21 protein-coding genes are annotated in these 23,539 nt (G+C 71.1%); 9 read left to right on the top strand and 12 right to left on the bottom strand.

Features of this window, described 5'->3' with window-relative positions:
• Nucleotides 1-102 precede the first annotated feature (102 nt).
• On the top strand, nt 103-582 hold the full coding sequence (gene soxR, locus OKJ99_RS20545) for a redox-sensitive transcriptional activator SoxR (RefSeq protein WP_326018386.1): 480 nt from the start codon (nt 103-105) through the stop codon (nt 580-582).
• On the opposite strand, the gene OKJ99_RS20540 is transcribed toward soxR, so the two are convergent.
• Nucleotides 527-1,858, bottom strand: a complete 1,332-nt coding sequence (locus OKJ99_RS20540) for a uracil-xanthine permease family protein (protein ID WP_326018384.1) — start codon at nt 1,856-1,858, stop codon at nt 527-529. The genes soxR and OKJ99_RS20540 overlap by 56 nt on opposite strands.
• Nucleotides 1,855-2,982: an aryl-sulfate sulfotransferase gene (locus tag OKJ99_RS20535; RefSeq protein WP_326018382.1), complete on the bottom strand. Its 1,128-nt coding sequence runs from the start codon at nt 2,980-2,982 to the stop codon at nt 1,855-1,857. Before OKJ99_RS20535 ends, OKJ99_RS20540 begins: the two co-directional genes overlap by 4 nt.
• Nucleotides 2,983-3,114: 132 nt before the next feature.
• Between OKJ99_RS20535 and OKJ99_RS20530 the strand changes: the two genes are divergently transcribed.
• On the top strand, nt 3,115-3,627 hold the full coding sequence (locus OKJ99_RS20530) for a helix-turn-helix domain-containing protein (RefSeq protein ID WP_326018381.1): 513 nt from the start codon (nt 3,115-3,117) through the stop codon (nt 3,625-3,627).
• A gap of 212 nt (nt 3,628-3,839) precedes the next feature.
• Nucleotides 3,840-5,453 carry an immunity 49 family protein gene (locus tag OKJ99_RS20525; RefSeq protein WP_326018379.1) on the top strand — a complete coding sequence of 538 codons (1,614 nt, stop codon included), beginning with the start codon at nt 3,840-3,842 and terminating at the stop codon, nt 5,451-5,453.
• A gap of 92 nt (nt 5,454-5,545) precedes the next feature.
• On the opposite strand, the gene OKJ99_RS20520 is transcribed toward OKJ99_RS20525, so the two are convergent.
• A complete protein-coding gene (locus OKJ99_RS20520) occupies nt 5,546-6,148 on the bottom strand; it encodes a hypothetical protein (protein WP_326018377.1) in 603 nt (200 codons plus the stop codon).
• Between the two features lie 276 nt (nt 6,149-6,424).
• On the opposite strand from OKJ99_RS20520, the gene OKJ99_RS20515 reads away from it, so the two are divergent.
• On the top strand, nt 6,425-9,295 hold the full coding sequence (locus OKJ99_RS20515) for a penicillin acylase family protein (protein ID WP_326018375.1): 2,871 nt from the start codon (nt 6,425-6,427) through the stop codon (nt 9,293-9,295).
• A gap of 37 nt (nt 9,296-9,332) precedes the next feature.
• Here OKJ99_RS20515 and OKJ99_RS20510 read toward each other — a convergent pair whose 3' ends face one another.
• From OKJ99_RS20510 to OKJ99_RS20500, 3 genes are all read right to left on the bottom strand, one after another.
• On the bottom strand, nt 9,333-10,631 hold the full coding sequence (locus tag OKJ99_RS20510; RefSeq protein WP_326018374.1) for an alpha/beta hydrolase family protein: 1,299 nt from the start codon (nt 10,629-10,631) through the stop codon (nt 9,333-9,335).
• A 101-nt stretch (nt 10,632-10,732) separates the two neighbouring features.
• Nucleotides 10,733-12,055 carry an MFS transporter gene (locus OKJ99_RS20505; protein WP_407700730.1) on the bottom strand — a complete coding sequence of 441 codons (1,323 nt, stop codon included), beginning with the start codon at nt 12,053-12,055 and terminating at the stop codon, nt 10,733-10,735.
• Nucleotides 12,056-12,147: 92 nt separating this feature from the next.
• On the bottom strand, nt 12,148-13,398 hold the full coding sequence (locus OKJ99_RS20500) for an exo-beta-N-acetylmuramidase NamZ family protein (RefSeq protein WP_326018372.1): 1,251 nt from the start codon (nt 13,396-13,398) through the stop codon (nt 12,148-12,150).
• 163 nt (nt 13,399-13,561) lie between these two features.
• Here OKJ99_RS20500 and OKJ99_RS20495 point away from each other — a divergent pair, with 163 nt between their 5' ends.
• Nucleotides 13,562-15,250 (top strand): class I adenylate-forming enzyme family protein, encoded by a 1,689-nt coding sequence (locus tag OKJ99_RS20495; RefSeq protein WP_407700729.1) that lies wholly within the window; start codon nt 13,562-13,564, stop codon nt 15,248-15,250.
• 26 nt (nt 15,251-15,276) lie between these two features.
• A complete protein-coding gene (locus tag OKJ99_RS20490) occupies nt 15,277-15,870 on the top strand; it encodes a TetR/AcrR family transcriptional regulator (RefSeq protein ID WP_326018369.1) in 594 nt (197 codons plus the stop codon).
• Between the two features lie 11 nt (nt 15,871-15,881).
• Here the strand turns inward: OKJ99_RS20490 and OKJ99_RS20485 are convergent, their stop codons facing one another.
• Together OKJ99_RS20485 and OKJ99_RS20480 are read right to left on the bottom strand one after the other, a co-directional pair.
• The gene (locus tag OKJ99_RS20485; RefSeq protein WP_326018368.1) at nt 15,882-16,910 is read right to left on the bottom strand and encodes a phosphotransferase family protein; all 1,029 of its coding nucleotides are present in this window, start codon (nt 16,908-16,910) and stop codon (nt 15,882-15,884) included.
• 205 nt (nt 16,911-17,115) lie between these two features.
• On the bottom strand, nt 17,116-17,412 hold the full coding sequence (locus OKJ99_RS20480) for a hypothetical protein (RefSeq protein WP_326018367.1): 297 nt from the start codon (nt 17,410-17,412) through the stop codon (nt 17,116-17,118).
• A gap of 90 nt (nt 17,413-17,502) precedes the next feature.
• On the opposite strand from OKJ99_RS20480, the gene OKJ99_RS20475 reads away from it, so the two are divergent.
• Nucleotides 17,503-18,438 (top strand): NADP-dependent oxidoreductase, encoded by a 936-nt coding sequence (locus OKJ99_RS20475; protein ID WP_326018365.1) that lies wholly within the window; start codon nt 17,503-17,505, stop codon nt 18,436-18,438.
• A gap of 9 nt (nt 18,439-18,447) precedes the next feature.
• Here the strand turns inward: OKJ99_RS20475 and OKJ99_RS20470 are convergent, their stop codons facing one another.
• From OKJ99_RS20470 to OKJ99_RS20455, 4 genes are read right to left on the bottom strand one after another with little or no spacing between them, the layout of a single operon-like run.
• The gene (locus OKJ99_RS20470; RefSeq protein WP_326018363.1) at nt 18,448-18,774 is read right to left on the bottom strand and encodes a DUF202 domain-containing protein; all 327 of its coding nucleotides are present in this window, start codon (nt 18,772-18,774) and stop codon (nt 18,448-18,450) included.
• Nucleotides 18,771-19,163 carry a YidH family protein gene (locus OKJ99_RS20465; protein WP_326018361.1) on the bottom strand — a complete coding sequence of 131 codons (393 nt, stop codon included), beginning with the start codon at nt 19,161-19,163 and terminating at the stop codon, nt 18,771-18,773. Before OKJ99_RS20465 ends, OKJ99_RS20470 begins: the two co-directional genes overlap by 4 nt.
• Nucleotides 19,164-19,202: 39 nt before the next feature.
• Nucleotides 19,203-19,739: an NUDIX hydrolase gene (locus OKJ99_RS20460; RefSeq protein WP_326018359.1), complete on the bottom strand. Its 537-nt coding sequence runs from the start codon at nt 19,737-19,739 to the stop codon at nt 19,203-19,205.
• Between the two features lie 32 nt (nt 19,740-19,771).
• Nucleotides 19,772-20,662, bottom strand: coding sequence for a DMT family transporter (locus tag OKJ99_RS20455; protein ID WP_326018357.1), 891 nt, complete (start codon nt 20,660-20,662; stop codon nt 19,772-19,774).
• 223 nt (nt 20,663-20,885) lie between these two features.
• Between OKJ99_RS20455 and OKJ99_RS20450 the strand changes: the two genes are divergently transcribed.
• Both OKJ99_RS20450 and OKJ99_RS20445 read left to right on the top strand, forming a co-directional pair.
• Nucleotides 20,886-21,863 carry a tetratricopeptide repeat protein gene (locus OKJ99_RS20450; protein WP_326018355.1) on the top strand — a complete coding sequence of 326 codons (978 nt, stop codon included), beginning with the start codon at nt 20,886-20,888 and terminating at the stop codon, nt 21,861-21,863.
• Nucleotides 21,864-21,938: 75 nt separating this feature from the next.
• Complete coding sequence (locus OKJ99_RS20445) at nt 21,939-23,471, top strand: APC family permease (protein ID WP_326018353.1); 1,533 nt, start codon at nt 21,939-21,941, stop codon at nt 23,469-23,471.
• The last annotated feature ends 68 nt before the right edge of the window (nt 23,472-23,539 follow it).

Here is a 23,539-nt window from a genome sequence, read left to right as displayed (position 1 = left end):
GTTCAGTGACCTCCCAGAAGACTTGTCTAAGCGCTTGCTCAGACCTCTCGGCACTCTAACAACGCGGCCGCGCCCGCACTAGGGTCGTCTACTCTCGGGTGGGTGCCACAGATTCCGGAGAAGATCCATGAGCTCACCGTCGGTCAGGTGTCGGCGCGCAGCGGCGCCGCCGTCTCCGCGCTCCACTTCTACGAGTCCAAGGGCCTGATCACCAGCCGCCGTACCTCCGGCAATCAGCGCCGTTACTGCCGCGACACCCTGCGCCGCGTCGCCTTCATCCGGGCCGCGCAGCGCGTCGGCATTCCGCTCGCCACGATCCGTGACGCCCTCGCCGAACTCCCCGAGGAGCGCACCCCGAACCGGGACGACTGGGCGCGCCTCTCGGAGGTCTGGCGGTCCGAACTGGACGAGCGGATCAAGCAGTTGGGCCGGCTGCGGGATCATCTGACCGACTGCATCGGGTGCGGGTGCCTGTCCCTGGAGACCTGCGTCCTGTCCAATCCGGACGACGTCTTCGGCGAGCGCCTCACGGGCTCCCGTCTGATGGGGGAGCGCCGGGAGCGTCCGGCTTCGCAGGCGTGATCCTCGGGCCGAGCGTCCGGAACACCGCGCTCAGGACCACCGCCGCGATCGCTCCGGCCGCGACCCCGCTGCCGAACAGGGTGCGGGCCCACGTCGGCAGCCCCGCGTACATCTCCGGCGCCACGATCGGCAGCATGCCGATCACGAGGGCGAGCGCGATGACGACGCTGTCGGTGCCGTGCGAGAGATCCGTACGGGAGAGCATCCCGAAGCCCATGACCGCGATCACCGCGTAGATGACGAGGCCCGCCGCGCCGACGACCGGCTCCGGGATCGCCGCGAGGACGCGGGTCAGCGGCGTGATCAGTCCGCACACGATCAGCAGCACACCGGCCGCCGCCGTCACGAACCGGCTGCGTACGCGCGTGAGTTGAACGATGCCGATGTTCTCGGCGCTGGTCACCATCAGCGACGTACCGAAGAGTCCCGAGGCGAGCGAGACGAGCGCGTCGGCGCGGGCGATGCGCGGCACGTCGCGGCCGGCGTCGGGGGTGCGGCCCACGGCCTCGCTGTTGAGGACGGTCTGCCCGGTGGCCTCGGCGAGCGAGGCGAGGGCGAAGACCAGGAGCGGGATGGCGGCGAGCAGGTCGAAGTGCGGGGCGCCGTACGGGAAGGGGTCGGGCAGCGCGAAGGTGCCGCCGTGCGCCACCTCGATGTCGGTGCCCATGAGCGCGGCGATCACGGTGCCGCAGACCAGGCCGAGCAGCACCGCCATCTGCCGCCACACGCCCCGCAGGACGAGGAAGAACACCGCGATCACGCCGAGCGTCGCGAAGCCGAGGCCAGGACCGGAGGCGACCATGGGCGCGGTCACCTTGATCATGTTGATGCCGATGAGGACGACCGTCGTGCCCATCACCAGGGGCGGGAACAGCCGGACCAGGCGTCCGTAGAAGGGGAGTACGCAGAGCAGGAAGGCGGCCGCGACCAGGACGGAGCCGGAGGCCGTCGCCGGGCCGTACTCCTGTGCGATCTGCAGGAAGATCGCCACCGCGGCGCCGCCCGGCAGCATCAGGAACGGCAGCCGGGCGCCCACCCGCAACACCGCCACCCCGAGCGACTGAAGCAGCGCGCCGACGCCGCACAGCACGAGCGTCGCGCTGAGCAGCGAGGCCGTCTGCGTCGTCGACAGCTTCAGCGTCGTCGCGATGAGGATGACGGAGGAGACGGGCGCGGCCACGCCCGCCAGCAGGTGCTGGCAGGCGAGGGGGACGAGACGCTTCAGGGGCAGCCGCTCGTCGACGGGTGCCACCGGTGGTGCCGCGGTCGCGGTCACCGGCTCAGCCACGGCAGCTCGGCCGCGGTGTAGCGGTAGGCGCGGAACACGGCGTTGGGCTCGGACGGGAAGAGCTTGCGGACCTCTTCCTCGGAGTAGCCGCCGAAGAACGGGACGATGTACTCCCAGCACAGATAGCCGTCCTCGGTCACCTCGAAGAGCCGGCCCGCGGGGGAGTCGGTGATCAGGGTGTTGCCGTTCGGGAGGCGCTGGGCGCTGCCCATGAACGGCGCGAAGAAGGACTCGCGCGCCGGGTCGTGGTACTCCCACGCGATCTTGCCGCTGGAGCGCTCGATCTCGATGACACGGCTGAACGGCACGTCCCAGTGCGGCCGGAAGACGCCGTTGTCGAAGACGAGGAAGTTGCCGTTGTCCAGCTCGGTGGGGCAGTGCTGCTGCGAGACGACGCCCGGCTCGGAGCGCCAGACGATGTCGCCGGTGGCGCGCTCGATGACGACGACGGCCGACACGGAGCGGAAGCTGGCGAGGATGTTCCCGTCGGCGAGCGGCAGCACGCTGTTGATCAGCGGGTAGTGCTCGCGGGCGTAGTCCGGGTGGAGCGGGAAGTCCTCGCGGCCGAGGCGCTCGGAGACCTTCCACTCCCAGGTCGTGTTTCCCTCGGCGTCGACCTCGACGATCGTGTCCGCCCAGATCGTGTCGCCGTCGGGGCCGCTCGCCTCGGAGCCGGGCACGCCGCCGCGCACGGCGGCCGCCGGGTCCCCGGTCAGCGCTTCGAGCGCCGTGTAGAGGATCCGGCCGTCGCCGTAGTGGTGGGCGTCGTGGTGCTGCAGCGGGTCGCGGTGCTCGCGCAGCACCGTGCCGTCCGGGGCGATCTCCTGCATGAGGCCGCCGCGGTACTTGTGCCACATGGGGAAGAGGGCGGGCTCGTCGGGCAGTACGCCGTTGTAGGCGAGGTTCCCGTTCGCGAGGATCCGTGCGTGCCGGCCGGGGCGGTTCGGGAGGTTCCACTGGTGGACGACCTCGCCGTGGAGGTCGATGAGGTACACCTCGCCGGTGCCGGTCAGCGGGGCGAACAGCGTGTAGCCGCCGAACGCCGCGTCCTCGTCGAGGGCGAGGAGTCCGGTGCCGCGGCGGCGGCGCTGGTTCTGGTCCACACGAGCCATGGAGGCCCTCCATCCAGTGGTGACGTCAGTGGTGACGTCAGTGGTTAACTTTTTTAAGTACTGGTTAATGAGTTAACCACGACGGTAGGCTGCTGGGGAACAGGGGCCGAAGCGAAAGGGCGTTACAGGTTCATGAACGTGGGACCCGGGATCAGGCGCAGGCGCCGCGCCCTGGAGCTGACCCTCGCGGAGGTGGCGCGCAGGGCCGAGGTCTCGGTCCCGTTCCTCAGTCAGGTGGAGAACGACAGGTCGCGCCCGAGCATGAACTCGCTGCAGCGCATCGCGGACGCCCTCGACACCACCGCCGTCGAACTCCTCGCGGCCGCCGAACCGCCCCGCCCGGTCGACGTGGTGCGCGCGGCGGAGAAGCCCGCGATGGCCGACGGTGCGCGCCCGCTCGTCCGCGGCGAACAGCGGCTGCACGCCCTGGAGTTCACCGGCGACCACGACTGGGAGCGCGTCTTCCGGCACGCCGGGGACGAGGTCATGTACGTCGCCGACGGCTCGATCGAGACCGAGGTGGACGACACCCACTACGTCCTGGAGCGCGGCGACACGCTGTACTGCGCCGCCGGACTCGCGCACCGCTGGCGCCCGTTGGAGCCGGGCACGCGGGTCCTCGTCGTCGGGGTCGCCGCACGGTAGTCCGCGACACCCCTTGTCGACAGCCGTACTTGGCCCGCCCATGCTCAAGTACGGGTCCGCCGCACGGGCCCGCAGTCGCCGGCCTTCAAGCCGGCGATCCAGACGGACGTCCTCAGCCCCTGACGGGGGCCGGCGGGCCACACTGCCCCGGTTCGGGGCCGTCTTCCGGATTGGCCCGCTTCGGGCGCCCCACGCCTCGTAGAGTCGCCACCGTGACTGAGAACGAGGCTCCGGATTCGCAACTGCCCATGCTCGCGACGCCGCAGGCCGAGCGGCTCCGGGCGCTCGTGGCCGAGTGCGTGCGGGCGCGATACGGGGCCGAGGAGGGCCTCGTCCTCCTCGGCGACGCGGTCGAGCGCGACGGTCACCTCTTCCCGCTGGCGAACCTGGCGCTGCGGTGCCGGGAGGCGCCCGAGGGCGACTGGCCCGCGCTCGTCGACGCGCACTTCGCGGCCCTTGCGGACGCCTCGCGGGGCGGCGAGGACGCCGAGGAACTGCTCGCGGGGACGTGTCTGCGGCTCGTGCCCACGGACGCCGTCGGACCGGCGGCGCCGACGTACACGCGCGAGGTCGCCGAAGGGCTGCGCCTCGCGCTCGCGCTCGAAGGGCCGGACTCCGTACGCCTGTTGACCGACGAGGACGTGGCGCGGGCCGGCGCGGACGAGCTGTGGGGCGCCGCGCGGCGCGCCCTGACCCGGGCGCCGATGCGGCACGAGGAGGTCCGGCTCGACGGGCACCCCGTCCTGTACTCCGTGTACGGCGATGCGCACGCCGTGGCGACCAAGGCCGTCGTGCTGCCCGAGGTCGTCGCGGAGGTCACCGGGCGCCGGATGCCGGAGGCGGGCGCCCTCGTCGCCGTGCCCACCCGGCACCTGCTCGCCTTCCATCCGATCGTCGACGGCAGCGCGGCCGACGCGCTGGGCGACCTTGCCACGTACGCCGTCCGGGCCCACGGCGAAGGCCCGGGACCGCTCTCGCCCCGCGTCTACTGGTGGCACGAAGAGCGCCTCACCTCGCTCGGTACCGGGGAGGATGTGCCGCGTGAACTCCTCGACGTGATCCGGGCGTTGAGCGCGCTCGACCGTGCGGGCCGGCTCGCCCCGGGCACGCCGGGCGTGGGCCCTGAGGACCCCTTCGCCGCCGCGCTCGCCCGCGCCCTCGCGCACGCCGAGAGCGACCCCGAAGCCGCCCGCGTCGAGACGTGGGACGCCTGGATCGCGGCGCAGCAGCGCGGCACCGCCCTGTTCGCGCACGGCAAGGACGGTGAACCTCCGGCGGACGACGGAGAGTTGGCGGAAAGCGGCGACGCCGCCCGCGCCTGGCTCGACGCCTTCTACCTCACCCTCGTCACCCGGGACCGCGAGCGCACCACACGGCTGTGCCAGGTACCGCTCGACACGCTGCGCGGCAGCGCCCCGGTGGACGACTACGTGCCGCACTGGATCGACGTCCTGCAGAGCCACTGGCTGCGCCGCCCCGTCGACGACGTCGTGGACCGGCTCGTCACCACCATCAAGGCCTCGCACCCCGACGTCGCGACCCTCGCGCCGAAGGACTTCCTCAACCTCGTCGACTACCAGCCCGTCGCGCTGTTCCACCGGCTGCTCACGCACGACCACGAGGCCTTCGGCGAGGCGCTCGCGGAATCCCTTGTGCAGCACGCCGGTTACTGGGGCGAGTCGGGGGCACCGCGCGCCCGCGTGGCGCTCGGCCCGCTCGCGCTCGCGTGCCTCGCGTACGACATGGACTTCCCGGTCCGCACGGACCTGCCGTACCTGCCGAGGTACTTGCTCAACCGGCAGCGCCTGGAGGTCGCGCCGGGCTAAGAGTCCGGGTCCGGGCGTCGAGTCAGGGGGTGCGCCGAAGTCGGGGCCGCACCCCCGTCGCGCTGTACGTCACCTGGTTCCGGCGGGCCGGCCTACGCGGAGACAAGCAGCCGCGCCAGCCTGGCCTCCGCCAGTGCCATGGGTGTGAGGACGGGCCGCGGCACGACGATGCCGCAGCGGGTGCACACGGGGCCCGATGAGGGTTCGTGCGCCAGATCGTGCTGCCAGACCAGACTGCTGCCCGTGCACACCGGGCAGCACGCGCCGGGGTCGCGCTCAAGTGCAGTGATGAGCCTGCGCAGCACTTCGGCCAGCGGCTCCGTCGGATGCACGGAGGGGTCGTCGCACCAGGCGACTCCAAAGCCGCCCCAGGTCAGCCGGTGCCAGTCGTCCACCGTGCCCGGGCGGCGCAGCCCGTCGTGCTTCTCCTTGCGCCTGCGCTCCGCGAAGGCGACTTCGTACGCGAGCCAGACGGCTCGCGCCTCCTCCAGCTCCTCCAGTGCGGCGACCAGGCGGGCCGGATCGGGGGAGCGGTCCTCGGGGTCGAACCCCGCCCGGGAGCAGAGGTGGTCCCAGGTCGCTCGGTGCCCGTAAGGGGCAAATCTCTCAAGGCACTTGCGCAATGAATAGCGCCGCAGTGCCAGATCGCTCAGTGGATCGCGCACCTGTCTCGCCAGACTTCGGAATCCGGCCATCGCCCTGCACCTCCGTCACACGTACGTCGGCATCGCTGCAGCCATGGTTCGCCAACAAGCAGCGCCGCCGAGTAGACGTATCGACACGCGATTCGGATCCCTTGGAAGGCCACCGAGTCCCATCCGATTTCCGATGGGGCCCATCACCGTCACCTTCTGAGGCCGGGGAGTACCTGAGTGATCCCTGTTGCTTTCCGAAAACGTGACGCATGTTCATCTTCTGTCTTTGGCTAACCGTCGGTAACCTCCGGCTCACCATCGTCGGGAGGACCAGGCATGCGACGACGCATTCCACGCACCACCCTGTACAGAAGCCTTACGAAGAGAGTTACGGCCGTGGCGGCGCTCGTGCTCACCGCCGGGCTGCTCTCTCCCGTTTCGACGGCGGGCGCCTCGACCGCCGCCGACGAACCGAATCCGGCCACCGACTACTGCAAGGGCCAGTGCGCGGACATCCTGCCGCCCGGTGCGAACGGCAGCGCCACACTCGCCCAGATCCTCGGCAATAAATTGCTGGGTACCCAGCCTCCGCACGCCGACGATCAACTCGGTCCTTATGACGCGCTGTCGTCCGGGTATCCGTCTCTCACCGACGACACACTCACAAACTTCTTCAACGATTCCTCCTTCGGCGTCAAGGATGATCAGGTCGGTTCCGTCACCCGTCCCCGCGAGGATGTGACGATCACCCGTGACAAGAAGAACGGCGTACCCCACATCAAAGGTTCCTCGCGCTACGGAACAGAATTCGGGGCCGGCTTCGCCGCAGGTCAGGACCGCCTCTGGCTGATCGACCTGTTCCGTCACATCGGCCGCGGCGAATTGACGTCGTTCGCCGGCGGCGCCCTCGCGAACCAGGGCCTGGAGCAGGAGTTCTGGCCGCAGGCCCCGTACACCGAAAAGGATCTCGAACAGCAGGTCGAGTACATCAAGAAGACCGGCGGGGCCCGCGGCAAGCAGGCCATGGAGGACGCGCAGGCCTATATCGACGGTCTCAACGACTATCGGGTGAAGTCGAAGAACGGCCGCTACTTCCCCGGCGAGTACGTGCTCACGGGCAAGGTCGACGCCATCACGAACGTGGGCGAGATCCAGCCGTTCAAGGTGACCGACATGATCGCGCTGGCCTCCGTGGTCGGCGGACTCTTCGGCAACGGCGGCGGCGGAGAGGTCGACGCGGCGCTCTCGCTGCTCAAGGCGCAGGAGAAGTACGGCGTCCAGAAGGGCACCGAGGTCTGGGAGTCCTTCCGCGGCCGCGACGACCCGGAGACCGTCACCACGATCCACGACGGCACCCGCTTCCCGTACGGCGAGAAGCCGGAAAACGCGCGCGGGCAGGCGCTCCCCGACAAGGGCTCGGTGGAGAAGGAGCCCCTCGTGTACGACAAGGAGGGCTCGGCCGCGACGGGGTCGGCAGCGGCGAAGAAGGACCCGGTCAAGGCCCCCTCCAAGCTCAAACCGCTCCAGGGCATGAACGACGACGGCGTCCTGCCCTCCGACCTGTTCACGCGGTCGGCGTCCAAGAAGGGCATGTCGAACGCCCTCCTCGTCTCCGGCAAGCACTCCGCCTCCGGCAACCCGGTCGCCGTGTTCGGCCCGCAGACCGGCTACTTCGCGCCGCAGCTGCTGATGATGCAGGAGCTCCAGGGCCCCGGCATCAGCGCGCGCGGCGTCTCCTTCGCCGGCGTCGGCATGTACGTCCAGCTCGGCCGCGGCCAGGACTACGCGTGGTCCGCGACCTCGGCGACCCAGGACATCACCGACACGTACGCGGTCCCGCTGTGCGAGCCCGACGGCTCCGCGCCCACCCGGCAGTCGACCTCGTACATGTACCGGGGCACCTGCACGCCCATGGAGAAGCTGGAGCGGAAGAACGCCTGGAAGCCGACGATCGCCGACTCCACGGCCGCCGGCTCCTACCGGATGCAGGTCTTCCGTACGAAGTACGGGATCGTCTCCCACCGCGCGGATGTCGACGGAAAACCCGTCGCCTACACGGCACTTCGCTCCACGTACCGCCACGAGGCCGACTCGATCCTCGGCTTCCAGATGCTGAACGACCCGACCTACGTCAAGGACGCCGCGTCGTTCCAGAAGGCGGCGCAGCACATCAACTACGCGTTCAACTGGTTCTACGCCGACTCCCGCGACATCGCGTACTACAACAGCGGCACCAACCCGGTGCGCGCCAAGGACGTCGACATGTCGCTGCCGGTGCGGGGCGAACAGGCCTATGAGTGGAAGGACTTCGACTCCGCGGAGAACACGTCCGCCGAGACGCCCCCGTCCCAGCACCCGAACTCGGTCGACCAGGACTACTACGTCTCCTGGAACAACAAGCAGGCCAAGGGCTTCTCGTCGCCCAACTTCAGCATGGGCGCGGTCCACCGGGCCGACCTGCTGAACGACCGGGTGAAGAAGCTCACCGAGCGGGGCGGCGTCACCCGGGCCTCGCTCACGCGGGCCATGGAAGAAGCCGCCGTCACGGACCTGCGCGGCGAACAGGTGCTCCCCGAGATGCTCAAGGTCATCCGCAGCAAGCCGCTCGGCGACCTCGACAACCCGCAACTGACCAAGGCGGTCCAGCAACTGGAGGCCTGGGAGAAGGCGGGCGCCCAGCGCAACCAGACGTCCGCCGGATCCAAGACGTACGCCCACCCCGACGCCGTACGGATCATGGACGCCTGGTGGCCGCTGATGGTCGAGGCCGAGTTCAAGCCCGGCCTCGGCGACGAGCTCTACAAGTCCCTGACCTCGCAACTGGCCGTCGACGAAGCGCCGTCCGCCGGACACGGGCCCACCGGCTCGCACGCCGGATCGGCCTTCCAGTACGGCTGGTGGGGCTACGCCGACAAGGACCTCAGGTCGGTGCTCGGAGAGCCGGTGAAGGGGAAGCTCGGCGCCACGTACTGCGGCTCCGGCGACCTCTCGGCCTGCCGGGACGTCCTCCTCGCCACACTGGCCGAGGCCGCCGCCAAGCCCGCCACCGAGGTGTACCCCGGTGACGACACCTGCAAGGCGGGCGACCAGTGGTGCGCCGACAGCATCGCGCACCGCGCCGTCGGCGGCATCACGCACCGCACCATCCAGTGGCAGAACCGGCCCACGTACCAGCAGGTCGTGGAGTTCCCGGCGCACCGGCAGTAAGCAGTAACCGGGGCGGGGCGGTCACCCGCAGGGAGACCTACGTGGTGACCCGCCCCGCGCCGAGCACCACCCGCGCCAACTCCGCGTGGCAGATGTCGCTGTGGGCCCCCGAAGGCGGGGGCCCATTGCGCACCACCTGCGCCGCGTCCACGCTCACACAGCCCGCGCCCGGCACCCCGGCCCGCAGCACGTCCGCCAGCGTGAAGCGCACCGCGCCGTCGACGTCCTGGAAGCCGTCGTGCCCGAGCGCGCCCCACCGCTCGCCGAGGTCGACCAGCGCCCTGTCGTCGCCCGCGAGCCGGGAGGCCAGCGGGTACATCACGCTCAGCGCGGTGTCGTACCGCGAGAAGCACGCCACCAGCGGGCCGTCCACCCGCGCCTGCCGCCCCTTCAGCGCGCCCCTGTCGGCGAACACATAGTGGGAGAAGGCGCCCTGAAGGAGCGTCACGGACTTCACGTTGTGGGCGGACTTCGGCAGCCCGGCGAGCGCGAAGGAGACGAGCCGTGCGCCGAAGCTGTGCCCCACCAGGTGCACCCGCACCCTCGGCGCCTCCTCCGCGAGCCGCCCGAGCGCCGGGCCGAGCCCGGCCTTGCCGACCTTTCCCGCCCGCCGCTTCATCGCGAAGTACGTGGCCTGGCGCAGCAGTTCGTGCGCGCCCTTCCACGCCTTCGCGAGCCCGCCGGGCAGCCGGAAGGCCGCCGCCGCGCCGGGCCCCGCCGCCGTCTCCAGGGCCGCCGCGAACTCCAGGCACATGGCCCGGGTGTCCTCGTGGAGCATCGCGGGCGTACTGTGCGGCCCGCCGTCCTCCGAGGTGTCGGCGCCGGACACCGAGGGTCCGACCCCGACCAACTGCCGTACGAGACCGCCGAACTCGTCGAAGGCGGACGCCGCGTCCGACTGCTCCTCCAGGCGCCGCGCCAGCAGGTCCACGACGGGCTCACTGCGCGGGAAGGCCTCGATGAGCCCCTGCCGGGTGCCCTTGTCGAGCGTGGTCCGAGGGACGGTGGCGGTCGTGGTCGAGGCGGCCGACCGGTCGAAGTCCGGGATCTGCTCGTCCGTGAAGCGCATCGACGGCCACAGCACTCCTACGTAGCCGATGGAGGACGAGGGCGCCAGGTCGGGGAACGGCGCGAAGAAACGGTCGTACAGGCGGGTCGCGATGGAGCGGTCGTTGTTCCAGCCGTGCGCGAAGACCACCAGATCGCGTACCTGGTGCGCTTGGCGCAGGAGCGTGCCGAGCTGCCCGGGATCCGGATCGCCGTCGGCGTCGAACCTCAGCTCCCAGTAGGGCCGTACGTGGACTTCAGGTGCTTGGCGTGGCTTGGGTGCGGACATGGCGAACCCCCGTGGTAGGCGTCGTGCGGCAACGCGTGCCGCGCATCGTCCCGCCGTACCCGGGGGTTGGCCAGATGTCCTGTCAGCAATTGACGGACACGTCAGTCGAGTTGACGCTCCCGCGTCTCCGGAAGGGCCAGCACGCACAGGAGTGACACGACCGCCATCGCGCTGACGTACCAGCCCACCGACGAAGAGCCGAGCGCGCTCTGCAGCCGCGTCGCGATGAGCGGGGAGACGGCGCCGCCGAGGACACCGCCCAGGTTGTACGCGAAGGAGGCGCCGGAGTAGCGCACCTTCGCCCCGAACAGCTCCGGCAGGTACGCGCCCATCGGCCCGTACACCACACCCATGCAGAACAGGGCGCCGCCGAGCGCGAGCGCGATGAGCACCGGCTTCTCGGTGTCCATCAGCGGGAACAGGACCAGGCCCCACACGATCGCGAGGCAGGAACCGATGAGCACCATCTTGCGCCGGCCGCCCGCGTCGGAGCGGGTCGCCGCGAGCCAGGTGCCGGCCGCGAGGAACAGGCAGGCCACGAGCGAGACCGCGAGCATCGTGGAGCGCGGGACGCCGAGCGTCGTGGTGCCGTAGGCGAGGCAGTACGTCGTGGCGGTGTAGAAGAGCCCGTACGCGATGATCATGCCGCCGGCGCCGAGCACGATCTCCTTCGGGTGGCGCTTGAAGACCTCCAACGCCGGTGCCCTGCTGGCCTCCTGCTCCGCCATCACCTTGGCGAAGACCGGCGTCTCGCTGATCTTCAGACGGACGAACAGGCCGACCGCCACGAGGAGGAACGACAGCAGGAACGGGATGCGCCAACCCCACGACTTGAACGCGTCGTCCGAGAGGGACTCGGAGAGCAGCCAGAAGATGCCGGTGGCGGCGAAGAAGCCCACGGACGGGCCGAGTTGGGGGAACGCGGCGAACAAACCGCGCTTGCCGCGCGGCGCGTGCTCCACCGCGAGCAGCGCGGCCCCGCCCCACTCGCCGCCGAGGCCCACGCCCTGAAGGAACCGGAGCAGGACGAGGAGGATCGGCGCCCACACGCCGAGCGTGCTGTAGCCGGGCAGCAGGCCGACGAAGGCCGTCGACAGGCCCATCAGGAGCAGCGAGGCCACCAGCACCGACTTGCGGCCGATCCGGTCGCCGAAGTGACCGAAGATCAGCGAACCGATCGGGCGGGCCGCGAACGCGACGGCGTACGTCGAGAACGAGGCGAGGGTGGCGTTGATCGGGGTGAGGTTCGGGAAGAACGCGGCGTTGAGGACGAGCGCGGCGGCCGTTCCGTAGACGTAGAAGTCGTAGAACTCGATGGCCGTGCCGATGAAGCTGGCCACGGCCACGCGGCGCAGGCTCTCCTGCTGAGCCTGCGCCGGTTCCGCCCCGGCGAGGTCTTCCCTGGTCGATTCGTCTTTGAGCACGAGCCGACTCTGGTTGTCCGTGTACTGCCCAGTCAATGTTCCGAGACGGATGTCCCGGATCCCGAGACGCCTCTAATAGCCGTCTCCAGCGGTCACTTGTACGTGAGGTAGGTGCGCCGCACGGCCCGGAACGCGGCCAGTTCCTCCTGCCACGCCCCGACGATCTCGTCCGTGGACGCGCCCGCGTCGACCATCGTGCGCACCCGCGTGGAGCCGGTGAGCCGGTCGATCGCGTTGTCGGGCCGCCAGCCGAAGTCCTTCCAGGACTTCTTGGCCGTCACCAGGAGGCCGATGCCGGTGCGCACCGGCTCGAACGCCTCGCGGTCGTCGACGTGGATCTGGACGCCGCCGATCGTCTTGCCCTGGAACTTGGAGAACGTCGGCGCGAAGTACGCCTCCCTGAAGTGCACGCCGGGCAGGGCGAGTTCATTGGCGGCCGCCGCCCACCTCGCGTCGATGCCCTCGGCGCCGAGCAGTTCGAAGGGGCGGGTGGTGCCGCGGCCCTCGGAGAGCAGCGTGCCCTCGAACATGCAGGTGCCGGAGTAGACGAGGGCCGTGTCGGGCGTCGGCATGTTGGGGCTCGGCGGCACCCAGGGCAGACCGGAGGCGTCGTAGAAGTCGCGGCGCTTCCAGCCGCTCATCAGCACCGTCTCAAGGTCGACGGGGTGCTCCAGGTACTCGCCGTTGAACAGACGGGCCAGCTCGGTGACCGTCATGCCGTGCGCCTGCGCGATCTCGCGGCGGCCCACGAAGCTCGCGAACTTCCGGTCCAGGATGGGCCCGTAGGCGTTCCGCCCGGTCACCGGGTTCGGGCGGTCGAGCACCACGAACCGCTTGCCGGCGAGCTGCGCCGCCTCCATGCAGTCGTAGAGCGTCCAGATGTACGTGTAGAAGCGCGCGCCCACGTCCTGGATGTCGAAGACGATCGTGTCGACGCCGGACTCCGTGAAGATGTCGGCGAGCGGCTGACCACTCTTCAAGTACGTGTCGTAGACGGGCAGTTTGGTCGCCGGGTCCTCGGTCTTCCCCTCGGATCCGCCCGCCTGCGCCGTGCCGCGGAAGCCGTGCTCGGGCCCGAACACCGCCCGCAGGTCGACCCGCTCATCCGCGTGCATCACGTCGACGATGTGCCGCACGTCGCGGGTGACACCGGTCGGATTGGTGACCATGCCGACCTTCTGGCCCGCGAGCAGCGCGTAGCCGCTGTCCACCAGGCGCTCGAAGCCGGTGCGCAGCCGGGGCCCGCTGACGCCGGGCGCGGCGCTCGCCGATCCGCCGCCGATGCCCAAGCCACCCGCGACGCCCGCACCCGCCGCGAGCAGCCCTCGTCTCGACACGTCCATGGGTGAACCTCCGTGATCTTCGGGACTGGCGTGGTCACGCACGCTAGTCCGGGAATCCCCGCCGCGGAACGAACCGACACCACGAAGCTCTTTCGCAGCGACATACCGACTGGTTAGTCTGCCCGGCAGGCCGGAGCTTTCGGGGAGCTTTCGAAGGAGATCGATGGTGCACGATTCGCAGGGACAGTCCGGTTCGATCTACGAGGCCAGGCCCTGGCTCGGCGTCCTCAACGACGCGCAGAAGGCCCCGATCACCCCGGCCGCCACCGTCGTGCACGCCTTCGCCGACGCGGTGCGCCGCGCCCCGGACCGCCCGGCCCTCGCCTACTTCGACGGCCGCCTCTCGTACGCCGACGTGGACGCGCTCTCCGACTCCGTGGCAGGGCATCTCGCCGCCCGCGGCCTGGAGCGCGGCGACCGCGTCGCGATCATGCTGCAGAACTCGCCGCACTTCGTGCTCGCGCTGCTCGGCGCGTTCAAGGCGGGCGCGGTCGTGGTCCCGGTGAACCCGATGTACAAGGCGGGCGAGGTGGGGCACGTCCTGCACGACGCCGAGGTGACCGGGCTCGTCTGCTCGGACCGGGCCTGGGAGTCGTATCTGCGCGAGAGCGCGGCCGACTCTCCCGTACGCATCGCGCTGACCGCCTGCGAGCTGGACCTCCAGACGCGGAACGACGCGCGGGTGCTGAACTTCGAGCGGGTCGCACCGGGGGCGTCGGACGCCGACGACCTCGTCGCGGTCGCCCGCGCGGGGCACAAGGCGCCCGCCGGGCGCGAACTCACCGGCGACGACATCGCGTTGATCAGCTACACGTCGGGCACCAGCGGCGCCCCGAAGGGCGCCACCAACCTGCACCGCAACATCACCTTCAACGCGGAGCGCCAGCGCACCGGCCTCGGACTCCCGGAAGGTGCGAGCTACTTCGCGCTCGCGCCGCTGTTCCACATCACCGGCATGGTCTGCGAGCTCGTCGCCTCCTTCGCCAACGCGGGCACCCTCGCGCTCGCCTACCGCTTCGAGCCGGGCGTCGTCCTCGACGCGTTCACCGAGCACCGGCCCGCGTACACGGTCGGCCCCTCGACGGCCTTCATGGCGCTCGGCGCGCAGCCGCAGGCGACCCGCGAGCACTTCGCGTCGTTCCACTCGATCTCGTCGGGCGGCGCGCCCGTGCCGCCCGCCCTGGTGGAGAAGTTCCGCGCCGACTTCGGCCCGTACATCCACAACGGCTACGGCCTCACCGAGTGCACGGCGCCCTGCGCGTCCGTGCCGCCGGGCGTCGAGGCGCCGGTCGACCCGGCCTCGGGAACCCTCGCCGTCGGCGTGCCGGGGCCCGACTCGGTGGTCCGCATCGTCGACGACCTCGGGAACGACGTGCCCTTCGGGGAACACGGCGAGATCGCGGTGCGCGGCCCGCAGGTCGTGCCCGGCTACTGGCGCCGCCCGGAGGCGACGGAAGAGGGCTTCCCCGACGGGGAGCTGCGCACGGGCGACATCGGCTTCATGGACACGGACGGCTGGCTGTACGTCGTCGACCGCAAGAAGGACATGATCAACGCGTCCGGGTTCAAGGTGTGGCCCCGTGAGGTCGAGGACGTCCTCTACGGCCACCCCGCCGTCCGCGAGGCGGCCGTCGTCGGCATTCCGGACGCGTACCGGGGCGAGAGCGTGAAGGCGTACGTCAGCCTGCGCCCGGGGGCGGAGGCAAGTCCCGAGGAGCTGTCCGCGTACTGCAAGGAGCGCCTGGCGGCCTACAAGTATCCGCGCGAGGTGGAAGTCCTGGGGGAGCTCCCGAAGACCGCGAGTGGGAAGATCCTCCGGCGGGAACTGCGTTCCCCGTCAGTACAAGGCTGAGAACTACGGAAAGGCAGGTGGCGGCAGTGCCCAGGACGACCGACGGCGACGGCGCACCCGTCCCGCAACGACTCCTCGCGGCCGCCACCCGGCTCTTCGCCGACCGTGGCTACGACCGCACGTCGGTGCAGGAGATCGTGGAGGCGGCGGGCGTCACGAAGGGCGCCCTTTACCACTACTTCGGCTCGAAGGACGATCTGCTGCACGAGGTGTACGCGCGCGTGCTGCGCCTCCAGCAGGAGCGGCTCGACGCGTTCGCCGACCGGGACGAGCCGGTCGAGAAGCGGCTGCGGGACGCCGCGGCGGACGTGGTCGTCACGACGATCGATAACCTCGACGACGCGTCGATCTTCTTCCGTTCCATGCACCATCTGAGCCCGGAGAAGAACAAGCAGGTACGGGCCGAGCGGCGCCGCTACCACGAGCGTTTCCGGGCGCTGATCGAGGAGGGCCAGAAGACCGGCGTCTTCACGACCGAGACGCCGGCCGACCTGGTGGTCGACTACCACTTCGGCTCGATCCACCATCTGTCCACGTGGTACCGCCCCGACGGCCCCCTGACCCCGCAGCAACTGGCCGACCAACTGGCCGACCTGCTGCTGCGGGCGCTGCGGCCGTAGGGCCTCCCGGCTCAGCCCTCCTTGAGGGTGTTCAGGCCGTGGGCGATGAAGACCGGGACCAGTTCGCCGATGCGGTCGAAGCCCGCGCCGACGGTCTGGCCCAGCGTGTAGCGGTAGTGGATGCCCTCAAGGATCACGGCCAGCTTGAACCAGGCGAACGCGGTGTACCAGGCGATCGCCGACACATCGCGCCCCGACCGCTCGGCGTACCGCTCGATCAGTTCGGCGGGGGAGGGGTGGCCCGGCGCCGAAGCGGTCGTGGAGATGGGCGAGTCGGGCATGTCGAGCCGCGCGCTGTACATCGCCAGCAGGCCCACGTCCGTGAGCGGGTCGCCGAGCGTCGACATCTCCCAGTCGAGGATCGCCTTGATCCGGTCGACCCCGTCGGGATCCTGGCGTACGAGCACGTTGTCGAGCCGGTAGTCGCCGTGCACGATCGTCGGCGCGGGCGAGGTCGGCAGCGCACGGCCGAGCGCCGCCTGCAGCTCGTCGATCCCGGGCAGCTCGCGGTTGCGCGACGCGTCCAGCTGCTTGCCCCAGCGGCGCAGCTGGCGGTCGAGGAAGCCCTCGGGCCGGCCGAAGTCGCCGAGGCCGACCGCCGCGGGGTCCACCGCGTGCAGATCGACCAGCGTGTCCACGAGGCCGAGCACCGCGGCGCGCGTGCGCTCCGGCCCGAGCGGCGCGAGCTCCTGCTCGGTGCGGTACGGCGTCCCGTCCACGAACTCCATGACGTAGAACGGCGCCCCGATGACCTCCTGGTCCTCGCACAGCAGCACCGGCTCGGGCACCGGCACGTTCGTGGGGTGCAGCCCCGCGATCACCCGGTGCTCGCGCTTCATGTCGTGCGCGGTCGCGAGCACGTGCCCGAGCGGCGGCCTGCGCACCACCCACGTCGTGGTGCCGTCGCTCACCTGGTACGTCAGGTTCGAGCGCCCGCCCTCGATGAGCCGCCCGGTCAGCGGCCCGGCGACCAGGCCAGGGCGTTCCCGGTCGAGATGGGCGCGCAGCTGGTCGAGGTCGAGGCCTGGGGGGTGACTCATCGCGGTCCTCCGAGAATCCGGGCGGTATCGGGCTGGTTCAGCCAACAGTGGCTGCCATCATGCCGACCAGTCGGTATGGCGTCCAGGGCCTTCCGGAAACGTGATCGTTCTTACGATGCGCCGCTTCGCCCGCGGAACAGGCGGAACGAAAGGGCCCGGCGGAATCCGCCGGGCCCTTTCGTTCCGCTCGTTCCGCGGGACAGGATCAGTGGTCGTCCCAGTGCCCCGCGTGCGCGGCGTGCCGGTGGCCGTCGTGGAGGTAGTCGACGTGGTCGCCGTGCGTGACCGCCGTGTGGCCGCAGTCGGTGCCGTGCCGGTGCTCGTGCCCCTCGTGCGCGACGTGCCCCGTCGGCTCGCACTCGTCCCAGTGCCCGCCGTGCTGGGCGTGCAGATGCCCGTCGTGCGCGTAGTCGACGTGGTCCCCGTGCGGCACCTCCTGGTGACCGCAGGACGGGCCGTGCGTGTGCTCGTGGGTGGGGTGTTCCTGGTGGAGGGTGGTCATGGCGCTCACTTTCGGTGACGGACGGCCTGGACTGACCCCCACAGGCTAGTCCGAAATGCCCCTCATCTTGGGTTATGGGAGCCTCCGGCCATGAAGGCGATCAGTTACCGCTCGTACGGCGGCCCCGAAGTCCTCGAATACGGCGAGGTCCGCGACCCCAAGGTGGGTCCCGACTCGGTCCTGGTGAAGGTGCGGGCCGCCGCCATGAACCCCGTGGACCGGCACTGCCGCGCCGGGCACCTGGACGGGCTGCTCGATCCCGTCTTCCCGGTGATCCCCGGCTGGGACGTGTCCGGCGTGGTGGTCCAACCCGGCGTCGCCGTCACCGAGTTCGCGCCCGGCGACGAGGTCATCGGGTACGTACGCGAGGACTTCCTGTCCCGCGGCACCTTCGCCGAGTACGTGGCCGCGCCCGTGCGCACCCTCGCCCGCAAGCCCCGCAACCTCACCTTCGAGGAGGCGGCGGGACTGCCGCTCGCCGGGCTCACCGCGCTCCAGGTGCTGACCCGCGGCCTGGACGTGCAGGAGGGCGACGTGGTCCTGGTGCACGCGGCAGCCGGCGGCGTCGGCTCGTTCGCCGTGCAGATCGCCCGGCACTTCGGCGCGCGCGTCATCGGCACCGCGAGCGAGCGCAACCACGCCTACGTACGGGAACTCGGCGGGGAACCGGTCGCCTACGGGGACGGCCTCGCCGAACGGGTCCGGGCGCTGGCCCCGGAAGGCGTCGACGCGGCGTTCGACACGGTGGGCGGCGAGACGCTGCGGGTCTCCGCGGAACTGCTGGCGCCGGGCGGCCGGCTCGCCTCCATCGCCGACGGCGACGTGGTCGGACTCGGCGGCAACTACTGCTGGGTGCGCCCCGACGCCGCCGACCTCGCCCGCCTCGCGGCGCTCGCCGAGGCCGACGTGGTGACGGTGCACATCGACGAGACGCTCCCGCTTCAGGAGGCGGCGCGCGCCCACGAGCTGAGCGAGACGGGTCGCACGCGCGGGAAAGTGGTGGTCACGGTCGACTGGGACGAGTGACCCGCGCCCTCACGCGATGAGCACCGCCGCGCACAGCGTGATCGCCACCGTGCACAGCGCGGCGGCCGCCGCCTGCCGCCGGGTCATCACGGGCGGCGCGGCCTCGTTCCGGGCGAGCCCGGTGATCCGCTGGTGGGCGACCGCCACGAAGCCCAGCCACAGCAGCAGGCACAGCGCCGTGGCGACGAACCGCAGGGGTCCGACGCCGCTGCTCAGCGTCGCCTTCACCGCGAGCACCGCGGCGACCGTGCCGGACAGCGTCGTACGCCGCCACGCGAGCCGCGTCCGGGCGGGCTGGAGTCCGGGGTCGCGCACGGGCCCGCCCGCCTCGCTCACCCCTCCCACCCCACGAACACGATGACGACCATGGCCACCGAGACGAGCGCCACCACCACGCCGAGCACCGCGGGGAACTTCGACACCGGCAGGTCGTCGCCGCGCCGCATCGCCAGCTCGCAGCGCACCCAGTGCCCCACGGCCCGCAGCGAGCACAGTGCGCCCGCCGCCAGCAGCGCGAGCGCGAGCCCGACGCGCCACCCCCAGCGCAGATCCGGCAGGAACTGGTCCACGGCGAATCCGCCGCCGATCAGCGCGAGCGCGGTGCGCACCCACGCCAGGAAGGTGCGCTCATTGGCGAGCGAGAAGCGGTAGTCGGGGGTGTCACCCTCGTCCCTGATCCGCTCCGGCGCGAACCAGAGACGGATACTGCGTACAAATTCGATCACCCGCGGCACATTACCCGCGGGACCCCCGCACCCCGCGGGTCACCTGTGCGTCTTCCACCGCTCGTACGCCGCGAGCCCGTCGGGCGTCCAGTCCCACTCGCCGATCCGCCGCTCCAGCTCCTCGGGGCTCAGGAACGCGTGCCAGTCGATCTCCTCGGCCTGCGGACGCACCGGCAGGTCGAAGGTGACCTCGTAGACGTACGACCACCAGGACTGCCCGGCATCGCCCTCGTACAGGAACTTGAACAGCGGGGTGGGCCGCGGGAGTCCGCTCACCCCCAGCTCCTCCTCCGCCTCGCGCAGCGCCGCGTCGTCGTACGTCTCGCCGGCGCCGACCACCCCGCCGACGAACATGTCGTGGTGGGAGGGGAAGACGAGCTTGGTGGGGGTGCGGCGGTGCACGAAGATCTCGCCGGCCGGGTTCCTGGCGAGGATGAAGGCGCACCGGTGGCGCAGGTGCTTCGCGTAGGCCTCGCCGCGCGGTGACCGGCCGATGACCCGGTCGTGCTCGTCGACGATGTCGAGGATCTCCTCGGCGGGATTCACTTCGCCGGGATTCACTTCAGCGGGGTTCATGCACCGCAGGCTAGAGGTTCATGCACTGCAAGCTAGAGGGGTGCCTCCACCCGGTCCCGCCCGGTCGCGGCGGCGCCCGGCATCGCGGGGTGCAGCCCGAGCAGGACGACGCCCACGACGATCCCGGCCAGGCCCACCGCCTCCCACGCGAGCGCCCCCGTGTCCATCCGCAGCCGGTCGCCCAGGAAACCCACGCCGCACGCGATCCCCGCCAGCGGCTGCGCCGCGGTGAGCGCGGGCAGCGACATCCGCAGCGGCGCCGTCTCGAACGCGCTCTGCACCAGGACGAGCCCCGTGATCCCCAGCACCGCCACCGCGTACGGCTGCCAGCCCGAGAACAGCTCCGGCCAGCCGCCCGAGGAGAACCGCTGACCGCTCACCCGCGTCAACGCGTCCTGCACCCCGTACAGAAGACCCGCCGCCACCGCGAGCAGCGCGGGCCCCGCGGTCAGCCGGGAGCGCTTGGCCAGGGCCGCGAGGAGCAGCGCCCCGCCGACCATCACGCCGATGATCAGCCAGTGCCGCAGCGGATCGGTGACCGCGCTGCCGCCCCGCGGCTGCCCGGCGACGATGAACGCCGTGACGCCGCCCGCGAGCAGCAGCAGTCCTGCCCAGCCCTGCCGGCCGAGCGGCGATCTCGTCTGCCGGCGGGAGAGCAGCAGGGCGAAGAGGAGGTTCGTGGCGAGCAGCGGCTCGACGAGGGTCACCTCGCCCAGGCCGAGAGCCATGGCGCCGAGCACCATCCCGCAGACCATCAGGCCGATCCCGCCGAGCCAGCGCGGCACGCGCACCAGGTCGAGCAGCAGCCGGGGAGAGAGGAAGTCGCCGAGCGGGGCCCGCACCGCCGCGTTCTGCTGGAGGACGAAACCGATGCCCAGACAGAACGCCGCGCTCACGGCGAGGACGAGGACGAGGACGGACACGCTTCGACGATAGCGGCCACCGCGGGCACCCGCGCGCGAGCGATCCGGCGCCATCTCATCTCCGGCTCATCTCCGGCCGAACTCACCTGCTGTTTCCCCGAGTTGGTGAGGTGCGTCACCGGCCGCCCTTGACGCGGACACCTCCGTACCGGTTTGCTGTGCTTGATCATCGATCTGTAGTCCATCTCACCCATATCTGAACAGTCGTAAGGACCCCGCCGCGGTGCCCCCACCTCCGCCTCCGCTCGGGCGCCCCCGCAAGAAGCCCGCGCACATCCCTCCCTTCGGCGACCCCGCACTCGACGACACCGAACTCGTCGCGGCGCGCTCCGCGCTCGCCCGGGGCCGCTGGACCGAGGTGAGATCCCTGCTCCGCGCCACCGGCTGCGACTGGGACCTGCGCGGCCACCGCGTCCTCGGCCTCGCGGGCGAACCCACGGCCCGGGTCTGGGCCCGCGACTGGCTGCTCGCCGAACCCGACTCCACGGACGCGGTCGTCCTCCTGGCCTGCGCGGGTGTGGTGCGCGCCGTCGAGGGCCGCGGCCGCCCCGAGAAGGCGCGCGCGGCCTGCGTGGAGGCGGCGGAGCTCGTGCCCGACGATCCGACACCACTGCTCGGACTGATGCTCCTGGAGCGGGAGTTGGGCAGCGAGGAGGATGTCGTGCGGCTCTTCGACGAGGTACGCCTGAGGCATCCAGGACATCACCACGCGCACCACCTGATGGTCGCGCGGCTCGCCGAGCGGCGCGCCGACGTCGGACAGGACCCGATGCACGAGGTGTACGACTTCGCGTCCTGGGCGTCCGAACAGGTCACGCCGGACTCGCCGTTGGCGCTGCTCCCGGTCGTCGCGCACGCCGAGCGCTACCGGGTGCTCGCGCGCGTGGGCGTGCTCTCCGGCGACCCGAAGGAGTCCGGGCACTGGTCGGGGCGGCGCGCACGGCTCGTCCTGAAGGCCGCGTTCGACTGGTGGCTGGAGTGGGGCGCCGCGCGTGAGCGGCCGGGTGCCTCGCATCCGCGCGGCCGCATCGACCTCAACTACCTCGCGCACGCGAAGTACTGCGAGGGCCGCCCCGCGGAGGCGGCCGCGCTGTTCCACCGGATCGGCCGGCACAGCACGCCGCACCCCTGGTCGTACCCCGACCGGGACCCGTACGAAGCGTTCCGGATCGCGCGCAGCGCCGCGCTCGGCTCGGCGTAGCGCATCGACGTGGCGCAGTCCACAACCAAGCCCCACCGCACCTCACTTCACAGCACGAAGGAAGGGACGTCCCCAATGAGCGCGAGCGAGCGACCGCCCGAGGCCGCGGCGGATCCGGCCATTCACACGTATCTGGGCGAGGCGAGCGCGCTGCGCGCCGGGCGGCTCGGTACGGCGGGGCTGCTGCTCTCCGTGCTCGCCGCGACCGGGCCGCTGCTCGTCGTCGCGGGTGTCATGCCGACGACGTTCGCCGTGATGGGAGTGGTCGGCCAGCCGCTGCTCTTCCTCGTGCTCGGCGTCGTGCTCGCCCTCTTCAGCGTCGGCTACGCGGAGTTGAGCCGGCACGTGCACAACGCCGGCGCGTTCTACGCGTACATCGCCCGCGGTCTCGGCCCGACCACCGGCGCCGCGGCGGCCCTCGTCGCGCTCGTCGCCTACAGCTCGCTCCAGGTCGGCATCTTCGGGCTGTTCGGCTACGAGGTCGCGGGCCTCGCCGAGCAGTATCTGAACCTCGAACTGGCCTGGTGGATACCGGCGTTGGTGGCCGTACTCGCCGTCGGCGCGCTCGGCCTGCTGAAGATCGACGTGAACGCGAAGGTCCTCGGGGTGCTGCTGCTCATCGAGGTCGCCGTCGTGGTCGTCTTCGACATCGCGGCCATCGGCGACCCCGGCGCCCAGGGCCTGTCCCTGCACGCCTTCAACCCGGAGACCCTCTCGGGCGTCGGGCTCGGCACGGCGCTGTGCTTCTGCATCGCCGCGTTCACCGGCTTCGAGCAGGCCCCGGTGTACGCGGAGGAGACCAGCAGGCCGCACGTCCTGGTGCCGCGCGTGATGTTCCTCGCGGTCGGCGGCGTCGCCCTCTTCTTCGCGTTCAGCTCGTGGGCGATGACGGTGGCGACGGGGCCCTCCGGCATCGTGGGCGCGGCCCGCAAGCAGTCGGCGGGTCTGCTGTTCGGGCTGACGGAGGACCGGCTCGGCGGCGCGTTCACCGACATCGTCCATGTCCTGTTCGTGACGGGCATGTTCGCGGCGCTGCTCAGCTTCCACAACGTGGTGGCGCGGTACGCGTTCGCGATGGGGCGCGAGGGGCTGCTGCCCGCCGCGTTCGGGCGGACGAACACGGCGACCGGCGCGCCCGGCAAGGCCTCGGTGCTGCAGTCGGTGATCGCGCTGATCGCGGTCGTCGGCTTCGCGATCGCCGACGACGCCCCGTTCGGCGACCCGACGGCGCCGGTCCTGCACCTGTTCACGTGGGGAGGCAACGTGGGCGCGCTCGGCGTCATCCTCCTCATGGCCACGGCGTCCCTCGCCGTCATCGTGTTCTTCGCGCGGCGCGGGGCCGCGGCGGCGCAGGCCTGGCGGCTCGTGGCGTCCGGCGTGGCGGGCGTCGCGCTCCTCGTGATCGCCGTCTACACGGTCAAGGACTTCGACGTCCTGGTCGGCTCGGGCCCGGACTCCGCGCTCAACTGGATCCTCCCGGGCATCATCGCCCTCGCCGCACTGGCAGGCGCGGCGTACGGCCTGATCCTCCGCCGCAACAACCCCCGCGCCCACGCCCGTATCGGCCTGGGCAACGAGGCCTTTCAGTTGGACCAGCGAGCCAATTAAAGCCCCGCCGGCGATTGAGGCGCGGGGTCCGGGGCAGCGCCCCGCGACCGCAACCACGGGTGACGAAA

This window comes from Streptomyces endophyticus (assembly GCF_035798155.1).
Taxonomy (GTDB): Bacteria; Actinomycetota; Actinomycetes; order Streptomycetales; family Streptomycetaceae; genus Streptomyces; species Streptomyces endophyticus.
Note: the sequence above shows the minus strand (reverse complement) of the source record. Positions and strands in the feature narration are given on the sequence as shown.